The sequence below is a fragment of the Streptomyces sp. NPDC044003 genome, assembly GCF_056435185.1.
Genome location: NZ_JBWKFA010000021.1, coordinates 1 through 17852 on the forward strand (window position 1 = coordinate 1; position 17852 = coordinate 17852).

The following is a 17852-nucleotide window of genomic DNA, read 5'->3' on the forward strand; positions in this document are numbered from 1 at the left end:
CCCCCCCCCCCCCCCCCCCCCCCCCCCCCCCCCCCCCCCCCCCCCCCCCCCCCCCCCCCCCCCCCCCCCCCCCCCCCCCCCCCCCCCCCCCCCCCGGCGCTCTGCGCCAACGACACCGCGGACCGCTACTACACGGAGCTGACCGACCGCCTGGACCCCCTGGCGGCCGAGGCCGCCTGGACTCGCATCGACCGCGCGGCGGTGCTGCGGCGGATGGGCCGCTACGAGGAGGCGGCCGGTGTGCTGCGCGAGGCCGTGGCGGAACCGCGCCGGCGCGGCGACGAGGACGGTCTGGTCCTCGCCACCGGGCGCCTCGCAGAAGTGCTCGTCGGCATGCGGAACGCCCAGGAGGGCCTGGCCCTTCTCGACGCGCGGCCGCCCGCCGCCGGCATCGAGCCCCGGTCGGCCGCCGCCCACCACGGCAGCCGGGCCCTGACCCGTCTGGTGCTGGGCCGCTACGAGGAGGCGATCTCGGCGGCCGAAGCGGCGAACGCATGCGCGCGGCAGGTGGTGGGCTCCGAGCGCCGGGCCCTGCTGGCCCGCAGCCTGTCCCTGCGGGCGACCTCGCTCGCGCTGGCCGGACGGTTCGCCGAGGCGGGACCGGTCGCCGAGGAGGCGCTCCCGCACGCCGAGGCTTTCGGCGAGCCCTGGCTGCTGGGATCGGTGCTGTCCGTGCACGGCGCCGGCGACGCCGCCTTCGGGGTACGGATGCCCACCATCCGGGTCCGGAGCGGCAGCTCCTAGCGTGGGCTGAAGTACCGCTCCAGGTAGTCGAGGCTTGTGTCGACCATGGGGTCGGGGTCGCTTCCGGCGAAGGCGTGGCCCACTCCGGGCAGGACGACGAGTTCCGCCGGGGCGCCGTGCGTGGCGTAGACGGCTGCGAGGCGTTCACTGTTGTCGACCGGGACGAGGGAGTCCTCGGTGCCGTGGACGAGGAGCAGGGGTGCGGAGCCGGGGTCGGCCAGATGGAGGGGGCTGGCGTCGGCGGCGTGCTCGGTGCGGCCGCCGAGGAGTCGGTCCTGGGGGCTTCCGGGGTCGGGGGAGGTCAGGTCGCTGGGGCCGTACCAGGAGACGGCGGCGCAGACCGCGCTGGAGCCGGTTTCGACGCCGTTGCCGCCTTCGAGGTCGGGGCGGTTGCCGGTGGTCGCCAGGGTCAGGGCGAGGTGGCCGCCGGCCGATTCGCCCCAGGCGGCGATGTGTTCGGGGTCGATGCCGATCACGTCGGCGTGGTGCCGCAGCCAGCGTACGGCGCTCTTGACGTCGTGGAGCTGGGCGGGCCAGGGCGCTTCGCCGCTGAGGCGGTACTGGACGGCGGCGAAGGCCCAGCCGCGGGCCAGGACCCGGTCCCGCATCAGCTCGGTGGGGATGGGGCCGGCGCAGTGCTTGTTGGTGCCGAACATCCACGCCCCGCCGTGGATCCAGACGACGACCGGGACCGGGGCGGCGGCCGAGGCATGCGGGGGGAGGTCGAGGTCGAGCATCAGCGGCCGGTAGCCCTGCAGGCGGGCCACCAGGGCGTCGCGGTACGAGGTCCGGCCGGGCCACTGCTCCGGCGCGGGGAGCTCGTACTCCGGGAAGGGGTAGTTCTCGTTGTCGACGAAAGTCATCGGGTGCCTCCGGAGGGCAGGTCGGCGGCGAGGCGGGAGGTGAGCCAGGCGGTGGTGGTGTCGATGACGGTCCGGGACCGGTCGCGTGCGGGGTCGAGGACGTCGAAGATGTGGTCGGCGCCGGGGATCTCCACCAGGGTGGTGTCGGTGCTCTCGACCGCGTCCAGCAGCGCGCGGGAGGCCGCCGGGGCGACGACGTCGTCCGCCGCGCCGGCGATGGCCAGCACCGGCCGGTCGAAACCGGTCAGCGCGGGCCGCAGGTCCAGCCGGGTCGCCTCCTCCCACCAGGTGCGGGAGAAGGTGAAGGCGAGGAAGCCCAGATCCACCGCGACCGGGTCCTGGTCGCCGGCGAAGGCGGGCGCGAGCTTCTCGAAGGCCCCGTAGGGCGAGTGGACGACGCCCGAGGACCAGGAGACCAGGGCGGCCGCCTCCGGTTCTGACCCGGTCAGCAGCGCGGCGATCAGCCCGCCCTGGGAGAAGCCGAGTACGGCGACCCGGGAGCCGTCGACGCCCGGCCGCCCCGCCAGCCAGTGGAACGCGGAGCGGGCGTCGGCCAGTTCGCTGGTGACGGTGAACTCGGTCTGCGGACGGGTGCTGTCGCCGCAGCCGGCGAAGTCGATCCGCAGGGAGGCCACCCCGACGGCCGCGAGGGCCGCCGCGAGGCGGGCGAACATGCCGCCCACCTCGTCGCGCAGGCTCCCGGTGCCGTGCAGCAGCAGCACGGCGGGCGCGGCGGACACTTCGGGTGCGGTGTCGGGCCGGTCGGGCATCACCAGGGTGCCGGGGACCGGGCCGGCGGGCGAGGGGACCGTCACGAAGCGGCCGTCTCCCGGGGAGGGGTTGATCACGGTGGTTCCTTGGCTGGGTGGTTCCTTGACGGGAAGAGGTCAGGCTTCGACGGCGGTGGAGTCGGCCCGGGCCGTCGCCTCGTCGTCGACGCGGTCGCCGGTGGTACGCGTACGCGGGATCAGGAAGCCGACGACGGCCGCGGCGACCATGAGGACGGCCATCACGGTGAAGGCGGTGGCGAAGGCGGACCCACTCGGGTGCGGCGGCTGCCCGGCCGCGAAGACCAGGTCGCGGGCGAGCAGGGAGCCGCCGACGGCGAAGCCGATGGAGGCGCCGAAGGAGAACATCACCGACACCATCCCGGGCAGGAAGGCGGGACTCTTCGCCGGGGAGAAGGCGATGCCGAGGCCGTTGACCGCGGTCATCGCGCCACCGGACCAGGCGCAGGTGAGCACGGCCAGGAAGACGAAGGCCGCCACGGTGCCGTGGTGGGTGGCCACCAGCGCGACCATTCCGGCGGCCGCGACCGCGGTGCTGACGAGCAGGACGGGCCGCCAGCCGGTCCGGCGTGCGAGGGCCCCCATCATGGGGGCGAGGCACAGTGCCAGGGCGGTGCCGGGCAGCACGGCGAGCGAGTAGGCGGTCGCGGAGAGGCCGAAGCCGCCGGCGGCCTCCGGAAGCTGCGCCCAGTACGGGATGAGCAGTCCGAAGACGCCCATGAACCCGCTCATGCCGAGCAGGATGACGAGGGAGAGCCCCAGCACCCGGCGGCTCGCCAGGTGGCGGACCTGGACGAGCGGCTGCGGCACGACCCGCTCCACCAGGACGAAGGCCACGAGCAGCGCGACGCCCAGGCCGAGCAGCACGAGCGTGCCGGTGGCGGTCCAGCCCCAGGAGCCGGACTGCGCGAGTCCGGTGGACAGGGCCACCACGCCGGCGCCGAGCACCGAGATGCCCAGCCAGTCGGTGCGGGAGCTGACGGGGAGCGACCGCGGGACCACGGCGAGGGCGCAGACCAGTGCGAGGACGCCGATGGCGGCGCCGATCCAGAAGATGGTCCGGTAGCCGACGGTGTCGGTGAGGCGGGCGGCGACGAAGGCGTCCAGGCCGGTGATGCCGGTGTTCAGTGCGTTCAGCCAGCCGAGGTAGAGCGGGTAGCGGTCGGCCGGAACGTGGTCGCGCAGGATGAGGAACGCGAGCGGCAGCGCCACGACACCGGTCGCCTGCATCAGGCGGCCGACACCGAAAAGGAGCAGGCTGCCGGAGACGGCCACCAGGACACTGCCGACGATGCCGAGGACCAGCGCGGTGGTCAGCATCCTGCGTCGGCCGAAGCGGTCGCTCAGTGGAAGCATCGCCGCGGACAGGCCGCCGATCGCGAAGAACAGGCTCTGCGCCAGCGAGAGCTGCGCGGGCGACGCGTGCAGCTGCTCCCCGATCGACGGCAGCGCGGGGGTGATCATCATCGAGGCGACCTGGAACGCCGAGATCGCCAGCAGGAGGGCGAGCACGAGCAGGACCGGGGACGGTCCGCTTCTGGATCCGGCGTTTGGGGCGGGGAGCGGGGCGATCATGGTGTCTCCGTGGGCGGGCAGGCCCCGCGACTCTGCGGGGCTGGTGGCAGGATCGTCACCCTGCTGCACGAGAACTCGGCCATACGCAGGAAACCTTCATCTTGGCTGCTTCCGTGCCCGATTCCCTCACAGGAGAGGCCGTCGTGGACGAGACCGATCTGGCGATCATCCATGTCATCGAACGCTCTCCCAGGGCGCCCTGGGCGGTGGTCGGGGCTTCGGCCGGCATCGACGCGACCACGGCGGCCCGCCGCTGGGAGCGCCTGGCCGCCACGGGAACCGTCTGGGTGACCTGCTTCCCGCTCCTCACCCAGACGGCCGCGGCGGCGATCGTCGAGCTCACCTGCGTCCCGGACGCGATCCAACGGGTCGCGCAGGCGCTCGCGCACGACCCCCGGGTGATGTTCGTGGACATCACCACCGGAACCGTCGACATCCTCGCCACGGTGGCCGCCGCCGATGTCCCCGCCCTGTCCGACCACGTCCTCGACGGTCTGGCCGGCATCCCGGGCGTGACCGCGGTCCGCACCTACCCGGTCCTCAAGGTCTACGCGCAGAGTCATCTGGTCGGTGCGGGAGCGCTGGCCCCCTCGGCCGTGAGACGGCTGCCCGATCCCGACCACGGTCCCCTCGCCGGGCCGTCCGCGGAGGCGGTCGACGACCTGGACTGGGACATCTGCCTCGCCCTCAGCGCGGACGGCCGCCAACCTCTCAGTGAGCTGGCGCAGACTCTGGGCACCAGCGAGGCCACGGCGCGGCGTCGCCTGGACAAGCTCACCCGGCTCGGCGCCTACCGGCCCATGGTCGAGGTCGCGTCCGCCGAATCGGGTGCTCCGCTGACCGTCTGGTACGCCGCGCGTGTGCCCGCACGGCTCATGGACGCGACCGCCGCGGGTGTGGCCGCCCTGCCCAACATCAAGACCATCTCCTCCGTCGCCGGCCCCGACAACCTGGTGTTCAAGGCGACCTTCCGCGACCTCGGGCACGTACACAGCTTCGGCGTCGAGCTCAACGAGCGCTTCCCCGAGATAGAGGTCACCAACAGCAACCTCGTCCTCCGCCCGGTCCGGATGATGAGCCGCCTGGTCGACGAGCGCGGCTACGCCCTGGAGGTCGTCTCCATCGACATCCGGGCAGGACACCGGGCGTAGCGGGGGCGCGACGCCTGGCCTCTCGACCGCGGCACCTCACGAGCACCGGGCGATCGCGGACCGTTCCCGCCGACAACACCCGACTTCTTTTCTTGACGCAAGAAAGTATCTACGCCAGACTCACCGCAGCACTGAGATGTCACTGAAACACCGGGGAGGGATGTGACGTGACCACGCCGACGGCTCTGGTCCCCGATCAGACAGGAGCCGAGATCTTCGCCCAGGTGCTCACCTCGGGTCCGGTCTCGCGAACGGTGATCGCGCAGCGGCTCGGACTGTCGCCCTCCACGGTCACCCGGCTGCTCGCGCCGCTGATCGAGAGCGGATACCTGAGCGAGACCGGACAGCAGAGCGCGACCGGGCTCGGGCGTCCTCAGCGGCTGCTGCGGGTCAACACCGAACAGCACCTGGTCGTCGGGATCCAGATCGCGCGCACTCATGTCGCGGCCGTGCTCACCGACCTCGGCGCCCGTCCGCTGATCCGCATGGAGCATTCGCTCGACACCACGGAGCCGGCCCATGTGCTCTCGGTGGCCGCCGATCTGACGGCCCGGCTCATCGCGGAGGCCCAGCGCGAGGACGCGAGGGTCCTGGGTGTCGGGGTGGGCGTGGGCGGCCATGTCGACGCGGTCGGCGGCGTCTGCCGGTCGGCGGTCCGGCTGGGGTGGACGGATGTCGACGTCGCCACTCCACTGAGCGAAGCGACCGGACTTCCGGTGGTGGTGAACAACGACGTCAACGCCCTGGTGATCGCCGAACGCTGGTTCGGAGAGGGGAGGGAGGTCGACTCCTTCGCCGTGATCTCGGTCGGGCGGGGCGTCGGCGGCGCGCTGATGCTCCATGGAGTCCTCCATTCGGGCGCCGGCGGACTGGCCGTCGAGTTCGGGCATCTACCGATCGAGCCGAACGGTCCCGACTGCGCCTGCGGCAACCGGGGCTGCGTGGAGGCCCTGGCCTCCTCCGACGCGGTGCTGCGCATGTTCCAGGAGGCCGGCGGGCGACCCGATGCCGACTACGACACGGTGACGGAGATCGCCCGGTCGGGGGCGCAGGTCGAACGACAGGCCGCGCTCCAGGCGTTCACGGTGGCCGGTGACGCTCTGGGGCGCGGCCTGGCCTGCCTGTGCAACCTGCTCAACCCGGGCCTGATCGTGCTCGCGGGAGAAGGCGTCGTGGCGTACGAACACTTCGGGCCCGCCATGACCGCCGCCCTGGAACGCCATGCCGTCTCCACGGCCGCCCGCGACTGCGTGATCAAGGTCGACGAGGCCAGTGAGACGTTGTGGGCGCGGGGCGCGGCCTGCCTGGTCATCAGGGAGAGCCTCCGCGCCCGATTGCCCTGAGCCCCGCCCCGCCAATTCCTCGCCGAGGGATTCCCGTTGCGGTGACCACCGCGGTGCAATCCGCTGGCGCAGCATTTCACCGGTAACTCATGCGGTAACTCATTCCTTCCCGCCCTGCAGGGTCAGGAATTCGTTCCGCCCACCGACGAGCGCTCCTCTTTCCCTTCTCGCGCTCCCCTGGCATGCCGCCCTTCCCTGAAATCACACCTCGGGATCGACGGCATGCGAACCATGCCCGGAATCGGCCCGTTCGAAAGCCCTCAAAAAGAGCTGGAAAAACACTTGCCAGGGGTATTGACCAGCACTCGACAGCGAACTGAATAATCCTCCGCAGGTTCCCCAAGGGTTTCGACCGGGTCCTTTCCGAGACTCTCTCCCGTCGTCCGGTCGAACTCCCTCTCGCTCTTCCCATCACGTCGTCACGAGGAAGTCATGCGCACTCTCACGCACAGATCCGCCGCCGGCGCGGCAGCCCTTTCCCTCGCCCTGCTGGTGACCGGCTGTTCCGAATCCGGCTCCCCCGGCGACGCGTCCCCGAGCGGGCCGGTGTCCATGGAGTTCTGGGGCTGGGCCCCGGGCTACGACAAGATCACCGCGCAGTGGAACGCCGCCCACCCCGAGGCCAAGGTGACGTTCAAGCAGATCCCGTCCGGCGCCAAGGGCGGATACGACCAGATGACCAACGCGATCACCGCCGGCAAGGCCCCGTGCCTGGCGCAGGTCGGCTACGGCGACATCCCGTCGATGCTGGTCAAGAACGCGCTGATGGACATCACCCCGTACGCCTCCGGCGACACCGGCAAGTACCTGGACTGGACCGTCGCGGCATCCTCGGCCGGCGGCAAGGTGTACGGCATCCCCGTGGACACCGGCCCGATGGCCCTGTACTACCGCACCGACCTGTTCAAGAAGTTCGGCATCGCGAAGCCCCCCGCGACCTGGGAGGAGTACGCCGCCGACGCCGCCGCCGTCCACAAGGCAGACCCGAGCGTCGCCTTCGGCACCGCGCCCCAGGACGCCTACGACATGGCCGCCCTCACCTGGCAGACCGGCAAGTCCTGGTTCGACACGTCGGGCGAGTCCTGGAAGGTCTCCATCGACAACCCGGGCACGCAGAAGGTCGCCGCGTACTGGCAGGACCTGAAGGACCGGAAGCTGGTGATGAACAACGGCAACGCCTGGGACCCGACCTTCAACAAGGCCTCGGAGGCGGGCAAGGTCATGACCTTCGTGAACGCCTCGTGGGCGGCCTCGGGCATCAAGGGAGACCTCAAGGACCTCGCCGGCAAGTGGGCCGTGGCGCCGCTGCCGACCTGGAACGCCGGCGACAAGGCCAGTGCGAACTCAGGCGGTTCCGCCACCTCCGTACTGACCGGCTGCAAGACGCCCAAGCAGGCCGAGCAGTTCGCCGCCTTCCTGTCCGGCGACAAGGACGCGGTGGCCACCGGAATCACGGTCGGGGGTCTCTACCCGGCGTCGAAGGCCGGCCTGAACCACCCGCTGCTCTCCCAGGGCGACCCCTACTTCGGCGGGCAGAAGATCTACGACGTCTTCAAGGAGTCCGCGGCGAACACGCCTTCCAGCTGGGTCGCCGGGCCGACGTTCGGCCAGATCGAGGCCGACTACACGGACGCGATCGGCAAGGGCAGCTACGCCCAGGCCACCACCACCGTCCAGCAGAAGACGGTTGACAAGATCAAGAGCCTGGGTCTCTCCGTCAGCGGCAACTGACGCCCTGCGGAGGTCAGATCATCCGAGGGAGACCCGCGGTGCCGCCCGGAGCGGCACCGCGGGGCCCCGCAACCGCGTCGAGGAACGAACACCATGAGCGCCCAGACCGCACCACCTCCCGTACCGGCACCGCCCCCGACACCGGTGCCACCCCACGCGAAGGCCGGGCCGGGCCGTCGGCACCGCCACCGCACCGTGCTGAACGCCGCTGGGTTCCTGGTCCCGTTCGGTGTCCTGTTCGCCACCATGATGCTCGCGCCGATCGGATACGCGATCTATCAGAGCTTCTTCACGGTGAGCCGTCAGGGCCTGTTCGGCGGGGCGCGGACCACGCGGTTCGCCGGCTTCGACAACTTCCTCGACGCCCTCCACGACGCGGACTTCACCGCTTCGCTCCTCCGGGTCGCGTTGCTCGGTGTCGTCCAGGTGCCGGTGATGCTCGGTCTCGCCCTCGCGCTCGCGCTGCTGCTCGACTCGCGTTCCGCCCGGTTCAGGAAGACCTTCCGGCTGACCTTCTTCCTGCCGTACGCCCTGCCGGGCGCGATCGCCGCCGTGATGTGGTCGTTCCTCCTCGTGAAGGACATCTCGCCGTTCACCGGTCCGCTGGCGGCCCTCGGCATCCACACCGACTTCCTGTCGGCCGACTGGATCCCGGTGTCGATCGGCAACATGATCACCTGGGGCTGGACCGGCTACAACATGCTGATCATCTACTCCGCGCTGCAGGCCGTTCCCGGAGAGGTGATCGAGGCGGCGACCCTCGACAACTGCACCGGCTGGCGCCTTGCCTGGTACGTCAAGATCCCCCTCGTACGGCCCGCCCTGGTCCTCACCACGGTGTTCTCCGTCATCGGCACCGCCCAGCTCTACACCGAGCCGGCCGTGCTCGCCGCCGCCCGGATTCCCGGTGCCTCCAACAAGTTCAGTCCGATCATGAACACCACGCTGACCGCCTCTCAGGCAGACCCGAACCTCGCCGCCGCCGAATCGGTTCTGCTGGCCCTGGTGACCCTGGTCCTCTCCTTCGGGGTCCTGAAGTTCGCCCAGCGAAGGATGGCCGACGTATGACCACCACAAGCCGCAGCCCGATCGCCACCCGCGGCCCGACGGCCACCCGCAGCCCGCTGCCCGCACGCCTCGTCGTCAACGCCCTGCTCGGCCTGATGGCCCTCTACACCCTCATCCCCCTCTGGTGGCTGTTCGTCTCGGCGACCAAGGGCGAGGGATACCTCTACAAGGGCAGCCCGCTCTGGTTCTCCCACTTCGACCTCGGCGGCAACCTCGGGCGCGTGTTCTCCTTCCAGGACGGGGTCTTCTCCTCCTGGCTGGCCAACAGCGCGCTCTACAGCCTGCTCGGCGCGGCGGTCAGTACGCTCCTGTCGGTCATGGCCGGCTTCGCCCTGGCCAAGTACCGGTTCCGCGGCCGTGAGGCGATCTTCAACGTGATCCTGGCCTCGGTGCTGATCCCGGCACCGATGTTCGCCCTGCCGCTGTTCCTCATGCTGGCCAAACTGCAGCTCACCGACACGTACTGGGCGGTGCTGCTCCCCAGCTTCGTCAGCCCCTTCGGCGTGTACCTCTCCCGCATCTACGCGACGGCTTCCGTCCCTGACGAACTGCTTGAGGCCGCGCGCATGGACGGCGCCGGTGAGCGGCGGACGTTCTTCCGCATCGCGCTGCCGGTGATGGCGCCGGCCCTGGTGACGATCTTCCTCTTCCAGTTCGTGAGCGTCTGGAACAACTACCTGCTGCCCGCGCTCATGATCAACAACGCCTCCAAGCTGCCGGTGACCGTCGGCCTGGTCCAGTGGCGGTCGCAGTTCGCGAACGGCGTGCCCCCGATGCTTCCGATCGTCGGAGCGTTCGTCTCCCTGGTCCCGCTGCTCATCGCCTTCGTGGCGCTGCAGCGCTTCTGGCGCAGCGGTCTGACCGCGGGCGCCGTCAAGTAACAACCCCCACACATCCGCAGCCCCACTCCCCAGAAGGGCAAGCCATGCATCGACCACGCGCTCGGGCGGCCTGTGCCGTCCTGCTCAGCGCCTCGCTCCTGACCCTCGGCGGCGCCTTCCCCGCTGCCGCCAAGCCGCAGGTCGCGTCCGCCGGCGCGACCATCCGCTCCGGGCAGCTGACGGCCACGGTCGACACCGGGTTCCCCCAGGTGTTCCAGTACCGGCTGGGCAAGAGCACCCTTCCGGGCAACACCGGTACGACGCCGCAGGTCAGCATCAACGGCACCGCCTACACGCCCACCGTGACCTCCACGGTCGGCAACGACCGCGTCGACTACGTGCTCGCCTTCCCCTCCATCGACGTCACGCTGAACGTCCGGGTGTCGGTGTCGGGATCCGTCCTGGTCTGGAAGGTCACGGGCGTCACCGAGACCGGGTCGACCAAGGTCTCCACCCTGGCGATACCGGGGCTGAACCTGCTGTCGATCCGGGGCGACCGGCCCGGCGCACAGATCGCCGACGCGTCCGTCTACAAGACCTACTACGCGCCCGGTCCCGACATGGACACCATCGCCGCCGTGTCCTCGCTGCCGACGGACCCCGCACCGCGGCACAAGGCCATCGCCCTGGTCGCCGACTCGACCGTCGCCGCCGGTGTCTCCAGCAACTCGCTCACCTCCTTCGGCGACCCTGTCGACCCGAACCGCGGTGGCAACCTGCTGGTGCGCACCACCAGCTCCGGAGGCGTCAACACGACCGCCGTCGGCTCGGACGTGTGGACCTATCGCGGGCCGGACGGCAAGGTCGTCGCCCTGCCGGAGGCGAAGGTCGTGCTGACCGGCGACGTCAACGGCACCCCCGGCGTCGACTGGCAGGACGCGGCCGTCGCGTACCGGCAGATCATGACCGAGCCGGAGCAGGCGGCGCAGACGAAGAACAACGTGGTCTCCCAGATCGCGATGAACTTCGTCTCCCAGGCGCAGAACCCGTTCGTGAAGACCCTCGACGGCATCAAGAAGATGGCGCTCTACACCGATGGCCTGGGTCAGTCCATCGAGCTGAAGGGCTATCAGGACGAGGGCCACGACGCCGGCCACCCGGACTACGCCGGTCACTACAACACCGGCGCCGGCGGGCTCGCCGACATCAACACCGTCGTCGACGGAGCCGCGGCCTACAACGCGATCGTCGGCGTCCACATCAGCGATGTCGGCCAGGCGCCGCGCAGCAAGGCCTTCCGCTGGGACAAGACGCACAACCCGACCAACCCGGCGGCCCCGTACATCTGGGGCGACACCGCCTTCAGCCTGGACACCGGGAAGGACCTCGCCTCCGGCGACTTCGCCGAGCGGATCGGCTCCCTGGTGCGCGAGGTCCCCAACCTGGGCTTCGTCTACAGCGACGCGTTCTTCCAGACGGACAGCGTCGACTGGAACGCCTGGAAGGAGGCGAACGTCGTCGCGCAGCACAAGCTGCCGATCTACACCGAGTTCCCGACGTACATGTTCCCGTACGTGTCCTGGTACCACGACTCGGCCGAGTACGAGAACGTGGGCATCAACAGCCGGATCCTGCGCTTCGTCTACAACCACGACATGGACGCCTGGATCAAGAACAGCGAGCCGATGCTGGGCGGGGTGCAGAACAAGGCCTCGTTCATGGGCTGGCACAGCGAGCACTCGGTGAACAAGGAGATCGCCGAGGTCTTCACCACCAACCTGCCGGCCAAGTACCTGCAGCACTTCCAGATCACCGACTGGAAGGACGGCGACATCCGGTTCACCGGCGGTGTCTCGACCCGGATGAACGGCGACTCGCCGCAGATCTGGCGTGACGGAGCCCTGGAGCGCGACGGCGACAAGTTCTTCCTTCCCTGGTCGCCGCAGGGCCAGCAGAAGATCTACGCCTGGAACGACGCGAACGAGTCCCGGACCTGGACGCTCCCCAAGGCCTGGTCCGGCCAGAGCTCGGTCACCCTGTACAAGCTCTCCGACACCGGCAAGGACGCGGGCACGAAGATCACGGTCAACGGCGGCAAGGTCACGCTCGACCTCGACGCGAACACCCCGTACGTGATCTACCCGGGCACCCCCGTCTCGGCCCCGACGACCGGCACGTACGCGGACGGCAGCAACACCGGCACTCCGGTGCTGCGCACCGACACGGCCACCTCGGTGGGCTTCGGCACCGGCACCCTGGTCAAGAACGGCCAGTTCTTCACCCGTGACCTCAGCGGCTGGACCGCCGCCTCCACCTCCGGTGACACCTCCGGCGTCTCTGTGGTGACCGACGCCAACGGCTTCCAGAACCTGCGGATCAACGGCTCCCGCGACGGCGAGGTCACCCAGACGCTCACGGGCCTGACACCGGGCCAGACGTACTCCGCCTCCGCGTACGTGTCGGTGACCGGCTCCCGCAAGGCGACGCTCCAGGTCGACGGCAACAGCGCCGACCCGGCCGTCAACTGGATCGACAAGCCGACCCCGGTCCAGACGGACGCCAACAACCGGTTCAGCGGCCAGCGGTTCCAGCGCATGGAAGTACTGTTCACCCAGCCCGCCGGGGCCACCACGGCCACTCTGCACCTGAAGGCCGACGCGGACTCCGACAGCGGTGACACCGTGCTCTGGTCCGACGTACGCGCCATGGCCGTCCCGGGCGCAACCCACCGGGCGGACGGGCACACGTACACCGAGGACTTCGAGCACAACACCGGCGGCGGCTTCGGCCCGTTCCTGATCGGCAAGCACGGCGAGCCGAGCGAGATCCTGTCCGAGTACCACGAGGGGTACACCCGCGACACGATCAGCGGCCGCTATTCGCTGGAGACCATCAACAACGGCTCCGGACTGCAGTTCCGCACCTGGCCCGGATCGATCCGCTTCCTCCCCGGCCACTCCTACCGGGTGCAGGCGGACTACCAGAGCGACATCGCCGGCCAGTACCACTTCAAGGTCGACGGGGAGAACGCCGCCGTCCCGCTCACCGACACGGTCCTCGAACAGACCACGACCGAGAAGCTGACCGGTGCGCCGGCGCCCGGACCGGTGCCGTCCTGGTGGACCGGCCCCTGGACGGACAGCCTGCCGCCCGTGCGGTCGGCCCCGCACAGCCGTCTCGACACCTCGTTCACGGTCGGCGACTGCGGAGACGTCTTCCTGTCCCTCACCAGCGCCACCAACGCCAACGGCGCCGCGACCCTCGACAACCTCGTCATCGACGACCTCGGCACGGAGACCACCGGCCTGCCCACCTGCCGGCCGAGCGTCCCCGGTCCGATCACCGGCGAGGCATCCGACCGCTGCGTCGACATCCCGAACAGCGACAGCACCGACGGCACGCGCGTCGCGCTCTGGGACTGCAACGGCGGCACCAACCAGACCTGGGCCTTCGCCGCGGACGACACGATCCGCTCGATGGGCAAGTGCCTGGATGTCATCGGACACGGCACCGCCGATGGGACCGGTGTCGAACTGTGGGAGTGCAATGGCGGAGGCAACCAGCAGTGGACCTACGACACCGCCACCAAGACGTACAAGGGCGTCGAGTCCGGCAGCTGCCTGACGGCCGTCGGCGACGCCACCACCAACGGCACCCCGCTGGAGATCCGGCGCTGCGACGGCCGTGTCAGCCAGCGGTGGAGCCACCCGTGACGACCGTCGACACCCGCTGACACGGCTGCCACCCGGCTGAGACCCGTGTGACCGAACCGGTGCCGGGCACCGCCTCCCGTCCAGGCAGTGCCCGGCACCCCACATCCATGACCACGACCGAAAGCACCCACTCATGAACGCGCGACCTGCCCTGACCGTCGACGGCCCCCGCTTCCTGCGCGGCGGCCGCGAGCACCGCGTGGTCTCCGCCGCCGTGCACTACTTCCGTATCCACCCCGGACTCTGGCGCGACCGGCTGCAGCGTCTGCAGGCGATGGGCTGCAACACCATCGAGCTCTACATCGCGTGGAACTTCCACCAGCCCACACCCGGTCCGGCCCGCTTCGACGGCTGGCACGACGTCGCCGCGTTCATCCGCGAGGCCGACGCGCTCGGCCTCGACGTGATCGCCCGCCCCGGCCCGTACATCTGCGCCGAATGGGACCTGGGCGGACTGCCGGCCTGGCTGCTCGCCGACGAGTCGATACGGCTGCGCACCTCCGACCCCGCCTACCTGGCCGCCGTGGACCGGTGGTTCGACCAGCTGATCCCCGTACTGGCCGAACTCCAGGTCTCGCGCGGCGGTCCGATCGTCGCCGTCCAGGTCGAGAACGAGTACGGCAGCTACGGCAACGACGCGGCCTACCTGGAGCACCTGAAGGCCGGGCTGCTCGCCCGTGGCATCGACTGCCTCCTTTTCACGTCCGACGGCCCCGAGGCGCGCATGCTCGCCGGCGGCACCCTTCCCGGGGTCCTCGCCACCGCCAACTTCGGCTCGCGCCCCGACGAGGCCTTCGCCTCTCTCGCCGCCGTCCAGCCCGACGCCCCGCTGGTCTGCATGGAGTTCTGGAACGGCTGGTTCGACCACTTCGGCGACCCCCACCACGTCCGGGACGCCGCCGACGCCGCCGAGGCGCTCGACGGGATCCTCTCCGCCGGGGGATCCGTCAACATCTACATGGGTCACGGCGGCACCAACTTCGGCTGGTGGGCAGGGGCCAACCACACCGGCAAGACCCTGAACGAACCGGGCTACATGCCCACGATCACCAGCTACGACTACGACGCGCCGATCGGCGAGGCCGGCGAACTGACCGAGAAGTTCCACGCCTTCCGCGAGGTCATCGGCCGTTACGTGAAGCTGCCGGACACCGAACCGCCCGCCCAGCCGCCCCGGGTCGCCCAGCAGACCGTCCCCGCCACTCCGGTCGCGGGCCTGCGCGACAACCTGGACGTGCTCTCCGTCGCGTCCCACCGACCCGCACCCGAACCGATGGAGAAGCTCGGCCACCACCGCGGGCTCGTCCACTACCGCCACCGCGTCACCGGCCCCGCCGGCCCCGCCACGCTGACCGTCGACGGCGTCCGGGACCTGGCCCAGGTCTTCCTCGACGGGCGCCTGGCCGGCGTGCTCGAACGCGACGACCCGAACCCGACCGTCGAACTGACCATCCCCGAGGGCGGCGCGGATCTGGAGATCCTCGTCGAGCCCTTCGGCCGGGTCAACTACGGCCCCCACCTGGCCGACCGCAAGGGCCTCGTCGCCGGTGTGCGGCTCGACTACCAGCACCTGTTCGGCTGGGACATCCGGGTGCTTCCCCTCGACGACCCGGCCGCGCTGCCGACCACCATCGCCGAGGTGACCGGCGACGGCCCGGTCTTCCACCGCGCCACGGTCGACCTTCCCGAGCCGGCCGACGCCTTCCTCGCCGTCCCCGACAGCAACCGCACCCTGGTCTGGCTGAACGGCTTCCTCCTCGGCCGCCTGCGCACCGAACAGGGCCCCCAGCGCACCCTCTACGCCCCGGCACCCCTGTGGCGCGCGGGTACGAACGAGATCCTGATCCTGGACCTCGCCGGCCCCGCCAAGCCCCTTACCGTCGAACTGCGTGACCAGCCCGACCTCGGGCCCGTGGCGGCAGCGCCCCGGTACTGACCGGAGCACCACCCACGGGATCGCTGGGCCTGATAAGGCGTCACACAACGGCCCCGCTCCGTATGCCGACCGGAAGGACCGCGCACCGGGCGGGGCCCCCGCGGGACTGCGAGAGGAGATCCGGACCGGTCCCGGTCCAAGGCAGCGAATCGATCCTCCGGACAGCCGTCTTCACCGGTCGGCGAGGGTTTCGCTGCTTTATCGCCAGCAGACGCAGAACCTGCTGTTCCTCAGGGCCCGCGGATTCAGGCTGCCTCCCAGAGGCCGACGTCCAGGATCCGGGCGGCCTTGGTGATGCTGCCCGGCATCAGGTGCCGTACGTCCGGTACGTCTCCTCGATGGACTTGTGGCCCATCCATTCCGCGACGTCGGTGATGGGGATGCCGTTGCCGAGGACGTTCGAGGCGAAGTAGTGACGGAAGCCGTACATCCCGACGCCTTGCTCCGGCGGGAGGTTCTCGAAGAGCCTCTTCACCCGGCGTCGCTCCATCGGCTCCGTGTAGTAACCGCCGGGGCCACGCAGCAGGTAGCCGTCCTTCGTACTGCCGTGCTTCTCCTCGTAGCGCTCGATCGCCTCACGTACCGATCGCGGCAGAGGAACCTCTCGGAACGCCCCCACCTTGCGGTGCTTCAGCTTCGCCGGCTTGTGCGTGTTGGAGTGGATCTGCTCGCGCACCCGGTAGACGTCCTGCGCCACGACGTTCTTGACGTTCACCGCCCGCGCCTCGCCGTTTCGCAGGCCGCATCCCGCCATCATGACGATCTCCAGCGCGAGGTCCTCGTCGGCGGCTGCCAAAGCCTTCTTCACATACACAAGGGATGGAATGACCACCTGCTCGCGCACGTATTCCGGCTCCTGGACTCCCTTCACCGGGTCGTCCGCCATGGCCCCCTTGCCATAGGCGTCGCGCAGGATGGTCTTGAGGACCCGGAATATGTTCACCTGGTTCCCCCGGCCGACCCCGTCGCTTTCCATCTCCTCCAGGAACCGCTCGACCACCATCGGTGTGACCGAGTTCAGCTTCCGCGATCCCAGGCGCGGGACGATGTGCACATTGATCGAGCTGTCGACGTGCTCGCCCGTGGAGTAATCCGTCATCTTGCGCTGCCGGGGCCGCCACTGCTTCGCGTACTCCTCAACCGTCAGCTGCCCCAGCTCCCGGCGGGCCGCCGCCACCGACGGCGCGGTCGTCTTCTTCTCCGCGTAGAGCTGTGTGAGGCGCTCCATCGCATCGTCCTGCGTGCCGTAACCGGACTCCTCCCGCTGCCTGCCTAGCGCGTCGCGGAAACGGATCGAGTACGGGTGAGGGCAGCGGGTGGGCCTGGCGCAGCCACAGTCCTTGAAGAAGGACCCCATGCCGCGGGCGAGCTGTCGGGCCATGTACGCACCATCCGTTCCAGCCCAAGATCACGCTCAGGCGCCGTACCGCGGGTCGAGGGTCAGCAAGCGGAGACACGTCCGGGACGCATGCTGACCGTTTGCTGACCTGAGGGGGGCACATGATGCCCCTGACCTGCGGCGACGCCGAATAGTCAGATCTTGGACTTGAACAGAGTGCGCAGCATTTAGGACTCCTGGATGACGGCTCCCTGCCTGCTTTCTGCAGGTCAAGGGCGTCCTCGACCTTACACCGACACCCTCGTTCGATGTTTGTGAGGAACATCGCTCCGGTCAGACGAGACGGCTTCCTACCTGGGCTTTCCCTTCGCACCGGCGTCTGTTGGGACGACCACCCCGAAACGCGCGGGGACTCATGCTGACCGGATGCTGACTTACCTGACGAGCCATCAAACATGCGGGAGGTCCCTCTGCACACACGGACGACGTGCGCCCACCGACCTGTCGGGCACCGACATCGCTCCGGTTCACGGAACACGGCCCCTTTGACCATCAGCCGGTCGACGCTCGACCGCTCCAAAAGTCGGCTCGCTGTCTGCCGCCCGTCCGAGGCCCCTCGGCAGTGTGGAGCTCGCGAGCGAGGCGGGGCCAAGGCGCCAACGCCAGCCCGCCCCGGACCTAAGCCAAGATCACGCGCCCCTGCGCACTTGCGTGCGCCATCCCTCCCTTCCGTACGGTCAGCGCGATGGTGAACCGCTCGCGCACACCGTGAAGGAGAGC

General features: G+C 70.0%; 12 protein-coding genes. 8 read left to right on the forward strand and 4 right to left on the reverse strand.

Features of this window, described 5'->3' with window-relative positions; genetic code table 11:
• The first annotated feature begins 213 nt into the window (after positions 1-213).
• Complete coding sequence (locus tag AC07AW_RS40375; protein WP_478820445.1) at positions 214-744, forward strand: hypothetical protein; 531 nt, start codon at positions 214-216, stop codon at positions 742-744.
• Here the strand turns inward: AC07AW_RS40375 and AC07AW_RS40380 are convergent.
• Genes AC07AW_RS40380 through AC07AW_RS40390 form a run of 3 tightly spaced genes read right to left on the reverse strand, consistent with a single transcriptional unit; the run spans position 741 to position 3970 of the window.
• Positions 741-1607 carry an alpha/beta hydrolase fold domain-containing protein gene (locus AC07AW_RS40380; protein ID WP_478820446.1) on the reverse strand — a complete coding sequence of 289 codons (867 nt, stop codon included), beginning with the start codon at positions 1605-1607 and terminating at the stop codon, positions 741-743. The genes AC07AW_RS40375 and AC07AW_RS40380 overlap by 4 nt on opposite strands.
• Positions 1604-2455, reverse strand: coding sequence for an alpha/beta hydrolase family protein (locus AC07AW_RS40385; RefSeq protein WP_478820447.1), 852 nt, complete (start codon positions 2453-2455; stop codon positions 1604-1606). Before AC07AW_RS40385 ends, AC07AW_RS40380 begins: the two co-directional genes overlap by 4 nt.
• A gap of 39 nt (positions 2456-2494) precedes the next feature.
• On the reverse strand, positions 2495-3970 hold the full coding sequence (locus AC07AW_RS40390) for an MFS transporter (protein WP_478820448.1): 1476 nt from the start codon (positions 3968-3970) through the stop codon (positions 2495-2497).
• Positions 3971-4113: 143 nt separating this feature from the next.
• On the opposite strand from AC07AW_RS40390, the gene AC07AW_RS40395 reads away from it, so the two are divergent.
• The 7 genes from AC07AW_RS40395 to AC07AW_RS40425 all read left to right on the forward strand — a co-directional run bounded on the left by AC07AW_RS40395 (position 4114) and on the right by AC07AW_RS40425 (position 15733).
• Positions 4114-5121, forward strand: coding sequence for an Lrp/AsnC family transcriptional regulator (locus tag AC07AW_RS40395; RefSeq protein ID WP_478820449.1), 1008 nt, complete (start codon positions 4114-4116; stop codon positions 5119-5121).
• Positions 5122-5288: 167 nt separating this feature from the next.
• Positions 5289-6464, forward strand: coding sequence for an ROK family protein (locus AC07AW_RS40400; protein WP_478820450.1), 1176 nt, complete (start codon positions 5289-5291; stop codon positions 6462-6464).
• A 432-nt stretch (positions 6465-6896) separates the two neighbouring features.
• Positions 6897-8195: an ABC transporter substrate-binding protein gene (locus AC07AW_RS40405; RefSeq protein WP_478820451.1), complete on the forward strand. Its 1299-nt coding sequence runs from the start codon at positions 6897-6899 to the stop codon at positions 8193-8195.
• A 93-nt stretch (positions 8196-8288) separates the two neighbouring features.
• Positions 8289-9263, forward strand: a complete 975-nt coding sequence (locus AC07AW_RS40410; RefSeq protein WP_478820452.1) for a carbohydrate ABC transporter permease — start codon at positions 8289-8291, stop codon at positions 9261-9263.
• Positions 9260-10144 (forward strand): carbohydrate ABC transporter permease, encoded by an 885-nt coding sequence (locus tag AC07AW_RS40415; RefSeq protein ID WP_478820453.1) that lies wholly within the window; start codon positions 9260-9262, stop codon positions 10142-10144. The genes AC07AW_RS40410 and AC07AW_RS40415 overlap by 4 nt, the downstream gene beginning before the upstream one ends.
• Positions 10145-10188: 44 nt before the next feature.
• Entirely contained in the window at positions 10189-13797 is a 3609-nt protein-coding gene (locus tag AC07AW_RS40420) for an endo-alpha-N-acetylgalactosaminidase family protein (RefSeq protein WP_478820454.1), read from the forward strand.
• Between the two features lie 133 nt (positions 13798-13930).
• Entirely contained in the window at positions 13931-15733 is a 1803-nt protein-coding gene (locus tag AC07AW_RS40425) for a glycoside hydrolase family 35 protein (RefSeq protein ID WP_478820455.1), read from the forward strand.
• Between the two features lie 307 nt (positions 15734-16040).
• Here the strand turns inward: AC07AW_RS40425 and AC07AW_RS40430 are convergent, their stop codons facing one another.
• Positions 16041-17114, reverse strand: a complete 1074-nt coding sequence (locus tag AC07AW_RS40430) for a tyrosine-type recombinase/integrase (RefSeq protein WP_478820456.1) — start codon at positions 17112-17114, stop codon at positions 16041-16043.
• Positions 17115-17852 lie beyond the last annotated feature (738 nt).

Coding starts and splice junctions, on each gene's coding strand:
- AC07AW_RS40380 (WP_478820446.1), bottom strand. CDS start 1,607: ATGACTTTCGTCGACAACGAGAACTACCCCTTCCCGGAGTACGAGCTC.
- AC07AW_RS40375 (WP_478820445.1), top strand. CDS start 214: ATGGGCCGCTACGAGGAGGCGGCCGGTGTGCTGCGCGAGGCCGTGGCG.
- AC07AW_RS40405 (WP_478820451.1), top strand. CDS start 6,897: ATGCGCACTCTCACGCACAGATCCGCCGCCGGCGCGGCAGCCCTTTCC.
- AC07AW_RS40415 (WP_478820453.1), top strand. CDS start 9,260: ATGACCACCACAAGCCGCAGCCCGATCGCCACCCGCGGCCCGACGGCC.
- AC07AW_RS40430 (WP_478820456.1), bottom strand. CDS start 17,114: ATGGCCCGACAGCTCGCCCGCGGCATGGGGTCCTTCTTCAAGGACTGT.
- AC07AW_RS40390 (WP_478820448.1), bottom strand. CDS start 3,970: ATGATCGCCCCGCTCCCCGCCCCAAACGCCGGATCCAGAAGCGGACCG.
- AC07AW_RS40425 (WP_478820455.1), top strand. CDS start 13,931: ATGAACGCGCGACCTGCCCTGACCGTCGACGGCCCCCGCTTCCTGCGC.
- AC07AW_RS40420 (WP_478820454.1), top strand. CDS start 10,189: ATGCATCGACCACGCGCTCGGGCGGCCTGTGCCGTCCTGCTCAGCGCC.
- AC07AW_RS40410 (WP_478820452.1), top strand. CDS start 8,289: ATGAGCGCCCAGACCGCACCACCTCCCGTACCGGCACCGCCCCCGACA.